Below are 18,025 nucleotides of genomic sequence, written 5' to 3' on the forward strand. Positions count from 1 at the left end.
GTGGTTTCGGGCAGGCTGACGTCGAGCAGCAGGCACGCCGGGCCATTGGCGATGTCGGCCTCGAGCAGTTCTTCGGCGGACTGGAAAATCCGGTGTTCGATGTCTTCGGCGCGCAACAAGCGGCTCAATGCGCTGCGCACGCAGGCCTCATCGTCAACGATGAACACCGGCACCGATTGCGTATCGACCAACGGCGGCTGCGCCACCATCGGCGCCGAGGCCAGGGCGTTGAACACGGGCAGTTTGGGTTCGCGGTCTTTCAATAATCGGTAACCTCGACGGGCAACCGTCTGGATGATTTCTTTTTCCCCGAGCAGTTTGCGCAGCGAGGAAATCTGCACTTGCAGATTGTTCTCTTCGACGACGATGTCCGGCCACACCTGATTGATCAGCTCGTCCTTGCTGACGATGCGCCCATCGGCCTGCATCAGTACCGAAAGTATTTCGAACGCCCGCCCGCCCATGCGCAAGGGCCGGCCATCGAGAAAGGCTTCGCGCCGTTCCAAAGAAATCGTGGCTTGGCCGAGTCGGATCATGCGGGCCTCTGCGTTGCGGTGAGAAGGACAGGGCGCGGGCGCCGGGTTATCAGGTTCGTACGCTAGGGGACGGCCTGGCATAAAGCAATTATCCCGAGGGATAAGACGTGCGCTTGTATAGCGCAAGAAACAGCCGCGCAAGGCTCTGGACGGCCATCTTGAGGCTGCGGACGGACATCAGCGCAGCGGCTGGCCCTCTGGCAAAAAAACGCTGGGTATACTTCGCCACCAGCCTGAATCCCATTTCCAGCGGTGAATGCGTATGCCCGGCCAGCCATCTTCATCTGCAATTTCCCGCGCGGCCGATGCGCCGATGCTCGATGAAGCATGGCTGGAGAACTGTCGGTTCAGTCTGCTGCGCCGTGACCATGAACTGACCTGGTTCAGCCTCGAAGACAGCCACTCGGGCCAGAGCTGGTTCGCTGTGCGTGCGCCGATTCAGCGCCCGGCGCTGTGCCAGCGGCTGGAGCGCGACTTTCATTTGCAACTGCCTTCGCAGTGGGTGATCAACCCGCTCGCGCTGCTTCGTTCGGCGGACGGGCCGGTGCTGATCTATCCGCAATGGGGCGCGCCGCTGGCTGGCCTGTTCGACGCCGCCGGCTTACCACTCGGGCGAGTGCTGAATATCGCCGTTGCGGCTGCCAATGCGCTGGTCCACTCTCGCCATCCGGAAACACCGCAAAACCCTGTGGGAGCGAGCCTGCTCGCGAAAGCGTCATTCCAGCCGACATCACCCTTGACTGACCCACCGCTTTCGCGAGCAGGCTCGCTCCCACAGTGTTCTTTATTGCCTTGGCATCTGCTGGTCGATGCTGACGACAGCGTCAGGCTGATGGGCTTTCACACCCACGCGCAGGAAACGCCGGCGACCGAACTGCCGAGCCTGGAACACTGGCCTTATCTGGCGCCGGAACAGCTGCAGCGCGACAACGTCGATTCCGATGAGCGCAGCGACGTCTATGCGCTGTCGGCAATCATCTACGAGGCGCTGACCGGGTGCCCGCCGCTGATCGCTCGCGACGCCTCGCAATGGTTGCATGTGCACGCCGCCGTCCAGCCTTTGTCGCCAGCGCAATACCAACCCGACCTGCCGCAAGGCATTTGCCATGTGCTGCTCAAAGGCCTGGCCAAGGAGCCGGACGCGCGCTATCAAAGCATCGAATCGCTGGCCGCCGATCTGACCTGGTGCCTGCGCCAATGGCAGAAAAAAGGCCAGATCGAAGCGTTCCGCCTCGGTGCTTTCGATGCTCGCGCAACGGCCACGCGCGGCGATGTGCTGTTTGGTCGTGATGACGAACGTCAGCAGCTGCTTGAACAGATCCGGCGCGTGCGTAGCGACGGCATCGCTCGGGTGCTGCTGGTTGCCGGCGCACCGGGGGCGGGGAAGTCGACGCTGATCCAGCAAGTCCTGCGTAGCCAGGCACCCGGTTATTGGGCCAGCGGCAAGATCGAACTGCTGAACAATGACCGCCCCTTCGCGCCGCTGGCGCAGATTTTTCAGTCTCTGATCAGCCAAGTGTTGACCAAGCCCACGCTGGCCTTGCAGGCCTTGGCCGAGCAACTGCGCGAAACCCTCAAGGGCCGTGGCCGCTTGCTGCTGGACCTGGCGCCGGAAGCCGAACTGCTGATTGGCGCCACCGCCGAACTGCCGAACATGCCGGCGCGCCACGCCCTGGATCGAGTCAATCGGGCGCTGCTCGATGTGCTCGAAGTCTTTGCGCAACCGGGGCATCCGCTGCTGCTGTTTATCGACGACTTGCAGTGGGCTGACGACTCGACGCAGGCGTTTCTCAAAGCCTTTATCGCCCGACCGACGCGGCATTTGCTGCTTGTTCTGGCGTATCGCGAGGGCGAGTTGACGGAGCATCCGGGCGGCTGGCTCGATGAGATGCGCAGAGCACCCGCGCTGCCAGTCAGTGACCTTCGACTAGGGCCGCTGTCGGAGCAGGCCGTTGCGCAACTGATGGCGGTCGAACTCGATGCTGACGTCGACAACCTCGAGGCGCTGGCCCGCGTCGTGCACTTCAAAACCGCCGGCAATCCGTTGTTCGTCAGCCAGGTCGCGCGCGCTCTGGTGGACGAGCGTCTGCTGCGTTTCGACGCGACGACGCGGCGCTGGGTGTGGAATCAGGCCGAAGTGAACGGCTATCGCTACGCCGACAACGTGGCCGAATTGATGGTGCAACGCTTGCAGCGTCTGCCGGCCAGTGCCCGTGAAGTGTTGCGCACCGCGGGTTACGTCGGTGGCCGCTGTGACGAGACGCTGTTGGGCGATTTGCTGGGGGACGATCCGGCGCAATTGCTGCGGGACGTGGATTATTTGGTCAGCGCCGGATTTCTTCTGCGCGAGCCGGGCCAACTGGTGTTTCCCCACGATCGGGTGTTGGAAGCCGCTGCTGCGCTGACCGCACCGGCCGGGCGTTCGGCTGAGCATGCGCGCATCGCGGCCGCCATGCTCGATCAATGCGGCGAGCAGCGGCAGGCGCGTGTCTTCGACATCGCCAGTCAGATTCAGCGCAGTGTCGGCAATGCGCTGCAAGCGCCTCGACGCGCTGAGTTCATCCAGTTACTGCTCGAAGCTGCCGAGCGCGCCCGCGATAGCGCCGCTGTCGAGCAGGCCGTGGATTATCTGCGCAGCGCCGAGGTGTTACTTGGCGACAACGGCTGGACACAGCTCTACCCGCAAGCCTTCGCGGCGCGCTGGCTGGCAGCCGACTGCGCGATGTTGCTGGCGGATCTGCCCGGCGCGCAACAGCGTCTCGACGACTGCCTGGAACACGCTGCCACCGTGCTGGACCGGGCGAAAACCTACCGCCTGCGCGCCAGCCTGCGCACCTTGCATTCCGATTACCACGGCGCGATCGGCGAAGCGCTGGCCGGTCTTGCGTTGCTCGATATCGACCTGCAGCGACAACCCTCGAAGGCGCAACTGGGCGAAGCGTTCGAGCGGGTTCGGCAATTGGTCGGTGCGCGACGGATCGCTGAATTGACGGCGTTGCCCAAAGCCAACGAGCCGCGAATCGAAGTGGCCATGGAACTGCTGAGCACGCTGATCGCCTCGTTCTTCGTGCAGGACGATATCGCTTTCCTGCACCTGGCGAAGATGGTTGAACTGACTTTGCTCCATGGCACCACGCCGAGCAGCGGCTACGGTTTTGCCTGGTACGGCGTGATGATCGCCGACCGTTATGGCGAATATCTGGACGGTGTTGCTTTCGCCGAACTGGCGCTGGAACTGACTGATCTGCACGGCTATGAGGCGGGGCGCACCGGCACGCTGGTGGCGCTGGATCAAGTCAGCGCGTGGACCCGGCCGATGGCCTACGCGCGGCAGAAGGCTTTCGCCGCGTTTGAGTGCGGTCAGGCCGGCGGCGATCTGGGCATGTCGTGTTACGCCTGCAACCACATCGGCTCCGATCTGCTGTTCATGGGCGAGCCGCTGCCAAACGTGTTGAACGAGCTGGACGTCGGCCTGAGTTGGGTGCGGCAGTTTCACTACATCGACATCGAGCGCATTCTGCTGGCGCAACAGGCGTTTGCCAGCGACTTGCGCAATGGGCCTGAGCCTCGTTCGATCGCAATGCTGGAGGCTTTGGAACATGACCGCTTCGGCCCGCTGCATCGCGACCGCGTTTCACAGCCGACGCTGTTGTGGATGTGGTTGTATTCGGGCATGTCGGCGTTCTATTTCGGTGAAGTGCGTTACGCGTTGCGCCGTTTCGAAGACGCCGAGGCGTTAACCTGGTCGCTGCCGGCGCACATTGATCTGGCGCATTACTACCTGTTCTACAGCTTGGCACTGGCCAGTCCCGAGGCGCCGGGCTCTGTTGCCGAAAAACTGCAGAAACTGGAGCAGCAACGGCAGCGTTTTCTGCCATGGGTCCAGCTCAATCCTTCGACCTTCAGCAACAAACTGCTGCTGATCGAAGGCGCGATGGCCCGCGTGCGCGGCGAAGGGCTGGCCGCCATTCGCTGCTTCGACCAAGCGCAAATCGCGGCGGCCGCTGCCGGGTTTATCCATGAGCAAGCACTGGCACATGAACAACTGGCCGAGGTCTGCCTGGCCAACGGCCTGGTCTCCGGCACGCATCATCACCTGCGTGTTGCGCGCGACTGCTATGTGCTGTGGGGCGCTGAAGCCAAGGCGCGCCAGCTCGAAGCGCAGCATCCGTTTCTCGCCCACGAGCATACCCTTCAAGCGGGAACGCCGGTGACGCGGGTGCGCCTTGATCTGGAAGTCGGCATTGAAGCGGCACGCGCGGTCTCGCAAGAGGTGTTGCTCGATCGGCTGGTGGAGACCTTGATGAATCACTTGATGATTCAGGCCGGTGCCGACCGCGGCGCGCTGCTGTTGGTCGCCGAGGGTGAGTTGCAATTGGCCGCTGCCGCGCATGTCGAGGCGGGCAACGTGCGGGTCTGTCAGGACGACGATCGCTCGCTAGAGCAGATCGCGCCGGTTTCAGTGCTCAATTCGACCATGCGCACGCGCACGCCGCTGGTGCTTGACGATGCCCGCGCCGACTGCCCGCAAGCCTACAGCGCTGATCTGCAGCAACGGCAGACGCGCTCGCTGATGTGCCTGCCGTTGCTCAAGCAAGGCGCGCTGATCGGTCTGGTGTATCTGGAAAACAGCCTGGTACCGAAGCTGTTCAGCGCCGAACGCCTGACCATGCTGGAAATTCTCGCCTCGCAGGCAGCGGTGTCGCTGCAGACCGCGCGGCTCTACGCGCAACTGGTCGAAGACAACCGCTTGCGCGCGCAGATGGAAGCCGACTTGCGCAGCTCGCGGGCGGAACTGGCGCGCAACTCGCACCTGAAAATGATGGGCGAACTGTCGGCCTCGATCGCCCACGAAATCAGCCAGCCGCTGCTGGGCATTTCATCGAACGCCTCGGCCAGTCTGCGCTGGCTCAAGCGCGACACGCCTGATCTCGACGAGGCTATTCAGGGACTCGAAGACATCCGCTCCGACAGCGCCCGTGCCACCGAGATCGTCCAGGCCTTGCGCGCATTGGCCAGGCAGGCGCCGTTGCAACGATTGCCGGTGTCGATTGACGCGTTGATCGGTGAGGTCGTGCAACTGACGGCCAGCGATGTGCACAATCGCGGGGTGAGCTTGCACACGCAACTCAACGCTGCTGACCCGGTACTGGGGGATCGGGTGCAGATCCAGCAGGTGATCTACAACCTGATCGTCAACGCGCTGGAAGCAATGGGTGGGCAGGGCGTGACTGACGGGCGCCTGGTGATTGAGTCGACGCTGTCCGATGGGCAGGTCTGCGTGGCTTTTCAAGACAACGGGCCGGGGATCGCCGAGCATCAGCATGAAGAAATTTTCGATGCGTTCTTCACCACCAAGGGCAGCGGCATGGGCATGGGCCTGGCGATTTGCCGAACGGTGATAGGCGCCCATGGCGGGACGTTGCGCGTGGAAGACAGCGAAGAGGGCGCGCGGATCTGCTTCAGACTGCCGCTTGCGCCGGACGCGAGGATCAAAAGCCCCTCACCCTAACCCTCTCCCGGAGGGAGAGGGGACTGACCGGGGTGTTTGGGGGAGATACGCCGACGTGAAAGTCCGAGTTGAACTCAGGATTGGAAAAGCACACAAATCGGCTCCCTCTCCTCGGGGAGAGGGCTGGGGTGAGGGGTGAATTCACCGCCACTCCAATGCCGAACGGCGGTGCGCCGTTAAAAAAAAGCCGCGAAAAATCGCGGCCAAAAGGGAGGAGTGAACAAAACCCTTTGAAGTCCCACTCAGGGCCGCAGTTCCGTCAACCGCTGGGCCATCGTCGAATTCAGCAACCCATCGCTGAGCCGCCAGACATCCGCATCCACCGGTGCCACCCGCGCTCCGCACATCAGTTGGCGCCAGACCTTCGGCGGCATTCCCACCATGCGCCCGAAGGTGCGGGTGAAGTGCGAGTGATCGGAAAATCCGCATTCATAAACAATCTCGGTAATCGCCATCGAGGTCAGCAACAGCCCTTTGGCTTTGTCGATCTTCATCTTCAGCATCCATTCCTGAGGTGAGCAGCCGGTGACGATCTTGAACGCCCGGGAAAAGTGGCTGCGTGAAAGATTGCAATGTTCGGCAATCTCGCTGACGCGCAGGCTGCGGCTCAGATCGTGCAGCATGTAGGCCTTGGCGCGGCGTTCCTGCCAGCCGGACAGTGCGCCCAGTGGGCGCGCCAGGTGGCAGGAAGGGTCTGACTTCACCGATTGCGGGTTCATGGCGGCTCTCCTGATCGATGGGCAAAGTCTGGCCGCAGGCTTTATTTAAAGTCCTTAAACAAACCTTAAAAGTTATGAAGCCCAAGCCTCAGGCATGAAACGGATAATCGACGTAACCACGCTGATCACCGCCGAAAAAACTGCTCGGATCCGGTGTGTTCAGCTCAAGGCCATCGTGCAGCCGACGCGGCAGATCCGGGTTGGCCAAAAATGGCCGGCCAAAGGCAATGATGTCGGCGCGATCGGCGTTCAGCGCCTGTTCGGCGGACTCGGCGTCGTAACCGCCAGCGAGGATCAGCACGCCGTTCCAGGTCTGGCGCAGCTGGGCAATGATCGCGTCCCAGCGCGGGTCGAAGTTTTCGTCCTTGACCGTGCCGACCATGGCCGGCTCGACCAGGTGCAGGTAGGCCAGATTCCACTGGTTGAGCGCCGCGACCAGATAACCGAAGGTCGCTTCAGGCGTGTCATCGCCCATGCCCATGAAGCGGCCCATTGGCGTCAGACGCACGCCGACGCGCTCGGCGCCGACTTCATCAGCGACGGCGGCGACCACTTCGAGCAGAAACCGCGCACGGTTTTCCACACTGCCGCCATAGGCGTCATCACGCTGGTTGCTGTTGCTGTTGAGGAACTGATCGAGCAGATAACCGTTGCCGGCATGGATCTCCACGCCGTCCATGCCAGCGTTCAACGCGTTGCGCGCAGCGCGGCGGTAGTCTTCGACGATGTCGGCGATTTCCGCTGTTTCGAGGGCGCGCGGCACCGGCACATCGCCCCACACGCCGTTGCCTTGTTCATCGACGATAAAGGTCTTGCCCGGCACAGGCAGGGCGCTCGGCGCCACCGGCAAACCGGCGTCCGGCTGGAAGCTGGGATGCGAGACCCGGCCGACGTGCCACAGCTGCATGAAGATCAGACCGTCGGCCTCGTGCACCGCGGTGCTGACTTCGCGCCAGGCCTGCACTTGCGCATCGGTGTAGATCCCCGGCGTCCACGCATAGCCCTGGCCTTGCTGAGAAATCTGCGTGGCCTCGGTGATGATCAGCGCGGCACTGGCGCGTTGGCGGTAGTACTCGGCGTTCATTGCGGTCGGCACGTCGCCCGGCTGGCCAGCGCGCGAGCGGGTCAGGGGCGCCATCGCCACGCGATGAGCAAGGGTGTAAGGGCCGAGTGCGATGGGTTGAAACAGGCGACGGGTCATGGGTAGCTCCGGATGTCGATGAGTAGGGTTCAAGTGCGGCAGCCAGGTGCCGCGCGGTGTGCAGGTAACTTAACCGGGGGTGGCGGGGCTGATAATCCGTGGCCGGCGCTACGCAGCTTTGCGCGCAACGCAACGGCACCCGCGCTCATCCATGACGAGCGCGGGCGTGGTTCAGGCGGGTTGGGTCGAGCGAGTCAGCGGCAGATTCAACCAGCGCCGGCCAGTGGCATTGCTGACCGCGTTGCCGAGCGCAGCAGCCATTGGCCCTTGGACGATTTCGGCAGCACCGAGGAAGGGTTCGCCCGGTTGATCGAGCAGGTGCACGTCGACTTTTTTCGGCAATTGCGTGAAACGCAGAATTGGATAACCGCTCCAGTCATAGCTGCGAATGCCGCCGGCGTCGTAGGCGACTTTTTCGTAGAGCGTCCAGCTGGCCGACTGGACGATGCCGCCCTCGACCTGATTGCGCAGGCCATCGGGGCTGACGATCTGGCCGACGTCGACCGCCGTCACCACATGATCGACACGGATCTCACCAGTCTGCGGATGCACCCGCAGCTTCACCGCGAGGGCGCAGTAACCCATGATGTTCTTGTAGCGGGCGAAGGCAAAACCGATCCCCGCGCCGGGCTCGCTGCTCTTGTGGGGCCAGCCGATTTCGTCACGCACGCGCTCAATCACAGCCCGGGCACGTGGGTCGCTCAGATGCGCCAGGCGCAACGCCAGCGGATCGAGCCCGGCCTTGATCGCCAACTCATCAATACCTGCCTCGATGGCGAAGATGTTGATGTGCGCACCCAGCGAGCGCATGGCCGAAGTGCGGAACGGCATGGTGGTGACGAAATTCATGTTGATCCGCGTCGCGCCCAGCTCGTACAGCGGCACCGCGTTGCGATCGCCATCACCTTCGGGTTGGGCGATCGGCACCGAGGGCGCCGAGGTGAAGGGTTTCGCCAACAGGCGTGCCGGCAGCAGGCGACCAGCGTTGACGATGCGTTCGTTGTGCGGCGTGGTCCACAGCTCGTAGTTCCAGTCCTGCAAACGGCCCTGACTGAGGCCGGCATCGATTTCGGTGACCATCGCCGAACTGTACGGCTCCCAGAGATTTTCCTGCTCGCGCATCCATTGCACCCTTACCGGCGTGCCCGGCAGGCGCATGGCGATCAGCGCGGCATCGGCGGCGGCATCATCGGCGCCGTTGTGGCCGTAGCAACCCGAGCCTTCGGTGTGAATGCAGCGCACGCGTTCCGGCGGCAGACGCAGCATTTCGGCGATACCTGCGCGCAGCGGATAGACGCCCTGGGTGTGGGTCCACACCGTGAGCACGCCGTCGTTGAACCAGGCCACCGCACAGGACGGGCCGATCGAACCGTGCATCAAGTACTGCTTGGTCACCCGCGCCTTGAAGCGCGTTTCGGTCGCGCCGCCGGCATTGCCGTTGTTGCTGATCGGATAGCGCTTGGAGGGCAATTGCTTGAGCAAATCGTGAATCCCGGCGGCTTCGGGAATCGCCTCGCCACCACTCCACTTGGCACTTTCAATGCCGCTGCGCATGGCCTTGATCGCTTGCCACTCATCACGGGCGACCACGGCCAGATAGTTGCCGTCGCGAATCACTTTGACCACGCCGCTCAACGTATCGATGGACGCGGCATCGAACGCCTGAAGCGTGCAGCCGGGACGCGGCGGGCGAATCACCCGCGCATGCAGCATGCCCGGCAGGCGCATGTCCTGGACGAATGCCGCGCCGCCGCTGACCTTGGCCGGAATGTCCAGGCGCGGCAGGTTGTGGCCGATCAGTTTGAAGTCGGCCGCCGCCATCGCCGGTGATTGCGCCTTGGCGTACTGGTGCACATCGACATGCTTGACCGCGTCGGCATATGCCATGCGCTGACCATTCGGCCCTTCGATGATGCCATCGCGAGTGCTCAGTTGCGCAGCATCGACTTGCCAACTGCGCGCGGCGGCATCGACGAGCATTTCCCGCACTTGCGCGGCGGCGTTGTACAGCGCGGTGCCGCTGTCGAAGATGCTATGGCTGCCGGCGGTGTAGCCTTCGTTGGGCGTCAGCGCGGTGTCGGCGGTGAGCAAGTTGATCGCGCTGGCCGGCACCTGCAATCGCTCGGCAGCAATTTGCAGCAACGCGGTTTTCACCCCGGTGCCCAGTTCGACCTTGCCGGTGTACACGGTGATGCCGTCGGCGCCGATGCGAATCCACGCGTCCAGGTAAGGGTTGGTGCGCAGGCTGCCGGGCAGATCGGGGGCCAGCACTACGGTGCCGAGGGTGTCGACTTCGGTGTCGGCCAAGACACGCCGCGCTACCGGCATCAGCGTAAAAGCCATGAGCAACGCGCCGCCACGCAGGAAGGCCCGGCGGCTGGGGTTCAAGCCGTTTGCTTCGCTCATGTCAGGCTCCCGTTGTGCCCAGCCACCTGTTTGATCGCCTCGATAATGCGCAAGTGCGTGCCGCAACGGCACAGATTGCCGGCCATGTGTTCGCGGATGGTTTGTTCGTCCGGGTGCGGATCGCGTTCGAGCAACGTTTGCGCGCGCATCAGCATGCCGGCGATGCAGTAACCGCATTGCGCGGCCTGCTTGTCGATGAATGCCGCTTGCAACGGGCCGGGTTTGTCTGCGCTGCCGAGGCTTTCCACGGTGCGGATTTTTTTCCCTTCAAGGCCTGCGCACGGCGTGAGGCAGGCGAACACCGGTTGGTCGTCGACGATCACCGTGCACGCGCCGCACTGGCCCAGGCCGCAGCCGTACTTGGCGCCGTTGAGGTTCAAGTGGTTGCGCAGCGCATACAGCAGCGGCATGTCCGGCTCCAGCTCCAGCGCTTGGGCGGCTCCATTGACGGTGAGAGTGATCTGGCTCATTTCGTCTCCTGACGTAACGCTTCAATAGTGGAAGAGAGGTCGGCCCATGGCTGCTCGGGGCGGGCTTGCTCGCGCAGATACGCGGCGAGGGCGCCGAGCTGGGCGTTGTCGAGGCTGGCGGCGAATGGCGGCATCACCGGGCCGGGGGCGCCGGAAATGGCGGGCACGCCTTCGAGCACGGTCTTGAGAAAGTTGCGCGGGCTGGCCGCTTGCAGCGCCGAAGTGCCTTGCAGGCCTGGGCGGCCGTCGATTTCACGCATCGGCGCGGCGGGTGCGTGACATCCGGCGCAGGCGCTGCTGAAGAGCAGGGCGCCGGTTGTGTGATCCGCTTGACTGCTCGGCTGCTTTTTCGCGGTGGTTTCGCTCACCGCTTGCGGGCTTTGCAGGCTCAGCAGGTAGTCGGCAATCGCCTCGGCTTCGCTGGCCGGCAAGCGCGCCAGACTCAGGCTGACCGGGCGCATCGGGCCGGCGGGTGTGCCGTGGCCATCGACGACATCGGCGCGCAGATAGCCGACCAATTGCTCGCGATTCCACGGATTGGCGCGCTGCCCAAGGCCGACCAGGGCCGGCGCTTCCCAGCCATCGACGCTGCCGCCCTGCAGATATTGCGAGGATTTCTCCGCGCCAATCAGGTTCAGCGGCGAATGGCAGCCGGCGCAGTGGCCCGGGCCGTCGACCAGATAGCGTCCGCGATTCCATGCCGCGCTGTGTTCGGCCTGCGGCGTGAGCGGCTCGCCATGCAGAAACAGCAGATTCCAGAACGACACCAGCGGGCGGATGTTCATCGGGAAGTTCATCTGGTTCTGCCGCGCAGGGGCGTGTACGGCGGGGCCGCTCATCAAGTAGGCATAGGCGTCGGCGATGTCTTCGGAGCTCATGCGCCGGTAGTGCACGTAGGGAAAGGCCGGGTAGAGAAAGTGGCCGTCGCGGGCAATGCCTTCACGCATCGCCCGCTCGAAGGCCGGCAGTGACCATTCGCCGATGCCGGTCTGCGCATCCGGGGTGATGTTGGTGCTGTACAGCGTGCCGAACGGCGTCACCAGCGGCAGCCCGCCGGCCAGGTATTCGCCGCCGGGGCGGGTGTGACACACCGCGCAGTCGCCGGCCTCGACCACCCGTGCGCCGCGTTGCAACTGCGCAGTATCGAATGACGTCGGCCGTTTGATTGGTGCGATCGCCGGGCGCCACATCAGCGCGACGGCGACGATCAGGCCGATCACCGCGAGCACGCCGACGCTGATCCACAGGGTTCTGGATTTGAGCAAATGGCTGTTCATGGTCGGCAGAAAAACGCGGCGGACAGTGGCAGGACGAGTGCAGTGCGGGTCATGGAAACGCTCCTTGTAGCAGCCGGGGAAGGGCGCCGATGCGGACGTCAGCGCCACGGCCAAAGCGTAGAGAAGACCCTTGCGGCGGAGAATCACCGGCCCGCGCAACAGCGCGTTGCGCCACAAGCAACGTTGCGCACGGCGCATCAGTGCGTTGCCAGTGGCACGGATTCTCGCGGCCGCCGGCTGACCGTAGCCTTGGCACAACTTTCCCGAACTCAACGAGGTGTCACCATGCTTACGGGCAACCCTGCCGTTGCGGCCCCGGCCGAACAGCCTGCTTCACTCTCCGGCCTGATGGTCGCGTTTCTGGCCTTCTGCTGCGGCGCGGTCGTCGCCAACCTGTATTACGCACAACCCATCGTCGAGCTGATCGCGCCGCAGATCGGCCTGTCCAGCGCCAATGCCAGCCTGATCGTGTCGCTGACGCAGTTCGGTTACGCGCTGGGCTTGTTGCTGCTGGTGCCGCTGGCCGACCTGATGGAAAACCGCCGTCTGGTGGTCGGCTTCACCCTCGCTGCCAGTGTCACGCTGGTGTGTGCTGGCCTGACTCATTCGCCGTCGCTGTTCCTGCTGCTCTCTTTGCTGATCGGCCTGACCTCGGTGGCGGTGCAGATTCTCGTGCCACTGGCCGCGCATCTGGCGCCGGAAGCCAGCCGGGGGCGCGTGGTCGGCAACATCATGAGCGGCCTGTTGTTGGGGATTCTGCTGTCGCGGCCGCTGTCGAGTCTGTTGGTTGAAGTGTTCGGCTGGCGCGGGGTGTTTTACAGCGCGGCGGCACTGATGGCGGTGATCGCGCTGATTACCGCTGTGGCACTGCCGCGCCGGGTACCGACGCACAAAGCCACTTATGTCGCGTTGATCGGTTCGGTGTTTGCCCTGGCCCGGCGCTTTTCTGTGTTGCGCCAGCGTTCGCTGTATCAGGGTTTGCTGTTCGCCAGTTTCAGCCTGTTCTGGACCCTCGCGCCGATTGAGCTGATGCGTCATCACCGCTTCAGCCAGGCGCAGGTGGCGATCTTTGCGCTGGTCGGTGCGGTGGGTGCAATTGCCGCGCCGATTGCCGGGCGTCTGGCCGATGCCGGGCACGGTCGTCGCGGTACCTTGGTGGCGTTACTGCTGGCGCCGCTGTCGCTGTTGATCGCCGCGTTGCCGGGCAGTGGCTATGTATGGCTGGTGGTGTGTGCGGTGCTGCTGGATTTTGCCGTGCAACTGAACATGGTCCTCGGCCAGCGCGAGGTCTACGCCCTCGACCCGCACAGCCGCGCCCGTCTGAATGCGGTGTACATGACCAGCATCTTCGTCGGCGGCGCCCTCGGCTCACTGGTCGCCAGCCCGCTGTACGAACACTTCGGCTGGAACCTTTCGGCCGTCGCCGTAGCGGTGTTGCCGGCGTTGGCGCTGGCGCTGTTCCTGAGCCGCAAGGCTGATGGCTGAGGTCGCGATGAGGCCCGGCAAGCACGACGATACAAGACGTGTGGCGAGCGCTGATGCACAATCAGCGGCGTTCCCTCACCACCGGACCCCGCTTATGGACAAGTTGCTGGCATTGAAGATGTTTGTTGAAACCGTGCGCTGCGGGGGCTATTCCTCGGCGGCGCGCAAGCTTGGGATTTCGACGTCTTCGGTGACACGGCAAGTGGCGGGCCTGGAAAACGAGTTGGGCGCCAGCCTGCTCAATCGCACCACGCGCAATACCAGCGTGACCGTCGCCGGCCAGACCTATTTCGAGAAGGCCGTGGCGATTCTCGATGCCATCGACGAAGCCGATGCGGTGGTCGCCGATCGTGGCAGTGATGCCCAGGGCCGCTTGCGCATCAGTGTGCCGGTGGAGTTTGGCCGGCGACTTATTGCGCCGCACCTGAGCCGCTTGCTTGAACGCCATCCCGGGCTGGAGATCAGTCTGTCGCTGAGCGATCAGGTCAGCGATTTGCTCAGCGAGCAGATCGACGTTTCAGTGCGGCTCGGCTCGACGGTGGTCAGCGAAGACATCGTCAGCAAACGCGTCGGCCACTTTCAGCGTTGGATTGTCGCCAGCCCGGATTATCTGGCGCGCAGCGCTGTGCTCGAGCATCCGCGGGATCTGCTAGAGCACCAATGCCTGCGCTTCGACTACGGCGGTAGCCATCACCACTGGACCTTTCAGGGCGACGAAGAGCCGATTCAGCTCAACGTCCAGGGTCGCCTGCAAAGCAACAATGCCGACATCCTGCGCGAAGCGGCAATTGGCGGTGGCGGTGTGGCGCTGCTGGCCGACTGGCTGGTGCGCGATGACGTCGCCGCCGGACGCCTGACGCGCTTGCTTGAACACTACGAGGTCAACCCCGGCAGCGCCAGCAGTTGCATCAACGCGTTGTACCTGCCCAACCACCGTGGATCGAGCCGGATCAACGTGTTCATCGATTTTCTCGTGGAAATCCTCAAACCCGCCGCAACCGCTGCTTAGCACTGCACACTCTGTTGCTGCAGCCGCTGCACACTGCTTGTATGCTTGCGCCCCGGAACACGTGGCCGCCGTGAGTGCCGACGTTCGAATGATGGCTGGAATGGATACCGGACTTCCTTAAGGTACTGACGTGAAGCGTGATACTCGCCTTGTAATGCTCCTGCTGCTGGTGATCGGCTGTTCCCTGACTTCGCTGACGATCTGGAAAGTCTGGTCTTCGCGCGAGCGTGCGCTGGCGGAAGTCGACGTGCATGGCCTGAACCTGACCCAGGCGCTCAACACCTACACCGAAGGCATCGTCCGGCAAAGCTCGCTGCTCTTGCTCGGGCTGGTGGAACGTCTGGAAACCGAGGGCAACGGCCCGGCGCAGATTCAGCGCATCCAGAGCCTGATCGACCGCCAGCAGGCGTTGATGCCCCAGCTCAGCGGCATCATCATCTATGACCGGAACGGGCATTGGCTGATGTCCTCCAACCGGCCGATTCCGGAGGGCGCCAACAGCAGCGACCGCGCCTATTTCATTCACCACCGTGACAGCCCGAGCCGCGAGCCGTTCATTGGCCCGCCGATCCAGAGCCGTGCCAATCACGAATGGGTGGTGACTATCAGTCGGCGCTTCAACGACGACGGCGGGCAGTTCGCTGGCGTGGTAGCGGTGACGCTGGGGGTGGAAAACTTCCTGCGCGTGTTCGGCAAACTCGACGTTGGCCAGGACGGCGCGATCGGCCTGTCGTACACCGATGGCACGCTGCTGGTGCGCTATCCGTTCCGCGAGCAGGACATGGGGCGCAACTTCTCCAGTTCGCCGATCTACGCCAAATACCTCGTCGACCGTTCGGTCGGCACTGCCTCCTACACCTCCAGCCTCGACGGCGTCGAGCGGCTGTACGCATTCCGTAAAAGCGAAAGCCTGCCGCTGATCACCACCGTGGCCCTGGGCAAGGATGAGGCGCTGGCGGCGTGGCGTATCGAAGCAGCGCTGTCGGCGGTGGTAGTGATCGGGCTACTGGGACTGACCGGATTGATCGGCTGGTTCCTGATTCTCGATATCCGCCGCCGCACTGAGGCTGAAGAGGCGTTGCGCGATGCCCAACAGCAGTTGCTTGCGTCCAATCGGCAGCTGGAATTGCTGGCGCTGAAGGATGCACTGACCGGCCTGGCCAACCGCCGCTGCTTCGATGAAACGCTGACGGTGGAAGCGCGGCGCGCGCAGCGTGACGGGACCTCGCTGGCGTTGCTGATGATCGATATCGACCACTTCAAATTGTTCAACGATGCCTTGGGCCACGTCGCCGGCGATGCCTGCCTGCAAGCTGTCAGCAAAATTCTTGAAGGCTGCGTGCGACGCCCCTCGGATCTGGTCGCGCGCTACGGTGGCGAGGAAATGGCGGTGATCATGCCGGCCACCGACAGCGCCGGTGCGACCGTGGTGGCGCAACTGATGCTCGAGCGTTTGCAGCAGGCGAACATCGCCCACCCGGGCAGTCCGTTTGCTCGGATTACGGTGAGTATCGGCATGGCGGTGGGGACGGGCGCTCAGCTGGATTCGCTGCCGGCGTTGATCAAGACCGCCGATCAGGCGCTGTACCGCGCCAAAGCGGCGGGGCGCAACGGGATGGCCGGGCAGGCCTGAGGCGCACTAGAAAGCTTCGCCGTTATCCAGTTTCGCCAACAGCATTTGTCCGCGTTGCCACAGTGCATCCTGCTTGGCCAGCGGCATGCGGTCGAGGTTCTTGTACATCATGCCCATGCGCTGATTGCCGCGCAGGATATCGCCGTGGCGCATGAGGAAGTGCCAGTACAGCGCATTGAACGGGCAGGCATCGTCCGCGCTGCTTTCCTTGACCTTGTAGGCGCAGTCGCCGCAGTAATCCGACATCCGATTGATGTACTGGCCGCTGGCGCAGTAAGGCTTGGAGCCGAGATAACCGCCGTCGGCGTGCATGACCATGCCAAGGGTATTGGGCAGTTCCACCCAGTCGAAGGCGTCCATGTAGATCGCCAGATACCACTCACAGATTTCCTTCGGCGCAATCCCGGCGAGCAAGGCAAAGTTGCCGGTGACCATCAGCCGCTGGATGTGGTGCGCGTAGGCATGTTGCAGGCTTTGGCCGATGGCCTGGCGCATGCAGTTCATCTGTGTCTGCCCGGTCCAGTAGAACTCTGGCAACGGACGCGAGTTGCCAAACACGTTGCCCTCGGCGTAATCCGGCATCTTCAGCCAGTACACGCCGCGCACGTATTCACGCCAGCCGATCAGCTGCCGAATGAAGCCTTCGGCAGCGTTGAGGCCGATGCTCCCTGACCAGTACGCCGCCTCGACATCGCTGCACAGCTGACGCAGATCGAGCAGGCCGATGTTCAGCGCGGCACTGATCCGCGCGTGAAACAGGAACGGCTCGTCGCTGGCCATGGCGTCCTGGTAGTCACCGAAGCCGGCCAGCGCATAGTCGAGAAAGTATTGCCACAAGGCTTGGGCGTCGGCGTGGGTCACCGGGTAATTGAAGTCGTCCAGCGTGCCGTAATGGCTGGCGAAGCGCTCGCCGACCAACGCCAGCACCTCTTGGGTGATTGCATCATTGGCGAAACGTGCCGGGTAGGGCGGTTTGGCGTGTTTGGGCAGGGCCTTGCGATTCTCCGCATCGAAATTCCACGCACCGCCGACCGGCGTGCCGTCGCCATTGAGCAGCAGCCGACTCTTGCGCCGCATCTCGCGGTAGAAAAACTCCATGCGCAGCTGCTTCTTGCCGCTGGCCCAATTGGAGAACTCTTCGCGGGAGCAGAGGAAACGGCGGTCTGAGTGCCAATGCACGGGCAAGCCCGAATCTTTGATTGACTGCTCAAGACGCCAGTCGCCGCATTCGGTGATATGAATCTGTTCGGCGCCGGTGAGGGTTTGCCAGCGCTGCAATTCGCCGGGGATGGAGCCGCTGTTATCCGGGTCGTCGAGGCGGACGTATTGGACCCGGTAGCCTTTATCGCGCAACGCCTCGGCAAAGTGGCGCATGGCGCTGAAGATCAGGGCGATTTTTTGCGGATGATGAGCGACGTGGGTCGCTTCCTCCATGACCTCGACCATCAGCAGCAGGTCGTGCTGGGGATCGAGTGGCTGCAGGGAGGCCAGGTCGAAAGACAGCTGGTCGCCGAGGATCAGGAGCAAGCGGTGGGCAGGGGGCATGGAGCGAAGTCCGGTTAGCGATTCGAACTCCAATAGTTATACAGATTGTTTGTTATGTATAGGTTTTAGCGGCCACTGACATCCTGTAGTGGGGGGGGGGGGGGGGGGGGGGGGGGGGGGGGGGGGGGGGGGGGCGGGGGGGGGGGGGGGGCGGGGGGGGGGGGGGGGGGGGGGGGGGGGGGGGGGGGGGGGGGGGGGGGGGGGGGGGGGGGGGGGGGGGGGGGGGGGGGGC

At 63.6% G+C, this 18,025-nt stretch carries 11 protein-coding genes; 4 read left to right on the plus strand and 7 right to left on the minus strand.

Annotated elements, in window-relative coordinates:
- On the minus strand, nucleotides 1-536 hold a 536-nt coding region (locus OK411_RS14490), incomplete at its 3' end, for a winged helix-turn-helix domain-containing protein (protein ID WP_264365207.1).
- Nucleotides 537-849: 313 nt separating this feature from the next.
- On the opposite strand from OK411_RS14490, the gene OK411_RS14495 reads away from it, so the two are divergent.
- On the plus strand, nucleotides 850-6,048 hold the full coding sequence (locus OK411_RS14495) for an AAA family ATPase (protein ID WP_413694514.1): 5,199 nt from the start codon (nucleotides 850-852) through the stop codon (nucleotides 6,046-6,048).
- A 242-nt stretch (nucleotides 6,049-6,290) separates the two neighbouring features.
- Here the strand turns inward: OK411_RS14495 and OK411_RS14500 are convergent, their stop codons facing one another.
- The 5 genes from OK411_RS14500 to OK411_RS14520 all read right to left on the minus strand — a co-directional run bounded on the left by OK411_RS14500 (nucleotide 6,291) and on the right by OK411_RS14520 (nucleotide 12,319).
- Nucleotides 6,291-6,767, minus strand: coding sequence for a helix-turn-helix domain-containing protein (locus OK411_RS14500; protein ID WP_136493298.1), 477 nt, complete (start codon nucleotides 6,765-6,767; stop codon nucleotides 6,291-6,293).
- 88 nt (nucleotides 6,768-6,855) lie between these two features.
- The gene (locus OK411_RS14505; RefSeq protein ID WP_264365209.1) at nucleotides 6,856-7,968 is read right to left on the minus strand and encodes an alkene reductase; all 1,113 of its coding nucleotides are present in this window, start codon (nucleotides 7,966-7,968) and stop codon (nucleotides 6,856-6,858) included.
- Nucleotides 7,969-8,139: 171 nt separating this feature from the next.
- Complete coding sequence (locus tag OK411_RS14510) at nucleotides 8,140-10,374, minus strand: xanthine dehydrogenase family protein molybdopterin-binding subunit (protein ID WP_264365210.1); 2,235 nt, start codon at nucleotides 10,372-10,374, stop codon at nucleotides 8,140-8,142.
- Nucleotides 10,371-10,844 carry a (2Fe-2S)-binding protein gene (locus OK411_RS14515; protein ID WP_264365211.1) on the minus strand — a complete coding sequence of 158 codons (474 nt, stop codon included), beginning with the start codon at nucleotides 10,842-10,844 and terminating at the stop codon, nucleotides 10,371-10,373. The genes OK411_RS14510 and OK411_RS14515 overlap by 4 nt, the downstream gene beginning before the upstream one ends.
- Nucleotides 10,841-12,319 (minus strand): c-type cytochrome, encoded by a 1,479-nt coding sequence (locus OK411_RS14520; protein WP_413694513.1) that lies wholly within the window; start codon nucleotides 12,317-12,319, stop codon nucleotides 10,841-10,843. The genes OK411_RS14515 and OK411_RS14520 overlap by 4 nt, the downstream gene beginning before the upstream one ends.
- A gap of 87 nt (nucleotides 12,320-12,406) precedes the next feature.
- On the opposite strand from OK411_RS14520, the gene OK411_RS14525 reads away from it, so the two are divergent.
- The 3 genes from OK411_RS14525 (at nucleotide 12,407) to OK411_RS14535 (ending at nucleotide 16,248) form a co-directional block, all read left to right on the plus strand.
- A complete protein-coding gene (locus tag OK411_RS14525) occupies nucleotides 12,407-13,606 on the plus strand; it encodes an MFS transporter (RefSeq protein ID WP_264365212.1) in 1,200 nt (399 codons plus the stop codon).
- Nucleotides 13,607-13,700: 94 nt separating this feature from the next.
- Nucleotides 13,701-14,615, plus strand: a complete 915-nt coding sequence (locus OK411_RS14530; RefSeq protein ID WP_264365213.1) for a LysR family transcriptional regulator — start codon at nucleotides 13,701-13,703, stop codon at nucleotides 14,613-14,615.
- Nucleotides 14,616-14,745: 130 nt separating this feature from the next.
- Nucleotides 14,746-16,248: a sensor domain-containing diguanylate cyclase gene (locus tag OK411_RS14535; protein WP_264365214.1), complete on the plus strand. Its 1,503-nt coding sequence runs from the start codon at nucleotides 14,746-14,748 to the stop codon at nucleotides 16,246-16,248.
- 6 nt (nucleotides 16,249-16,254) lie between these two features.
- Here OK411_RS14535 and OK411_RS14540 read toward each other — a convergent pair whose 3' ends face one another.
- Nucleotides 16,255-17,793: a cryptochrome/photolyase family protein gene (locus OK411_RS14540; protein ID WP_264365215.1), complete on the minus strand. Its 1,539-nt coding sequence runs from the start codon at nucleotides 17,791-17,793 to the stop codon at nucleotides 16,255-16,257.
- Nucleotides 17,794-18,025 lie beyond the last annotated feature (232 nt).

Origin of the sequence: Pseudomonas sp. RG1 (assembly GCF_025910115.1) — a bacterium.
Lineage (GTDB): Bacteria > Pseudomonadota > Gammaproteobacteria > Pseudomonadales > Pseudomonadaceae > Aquipseudomonas > Aquipseudomonas atacamensis.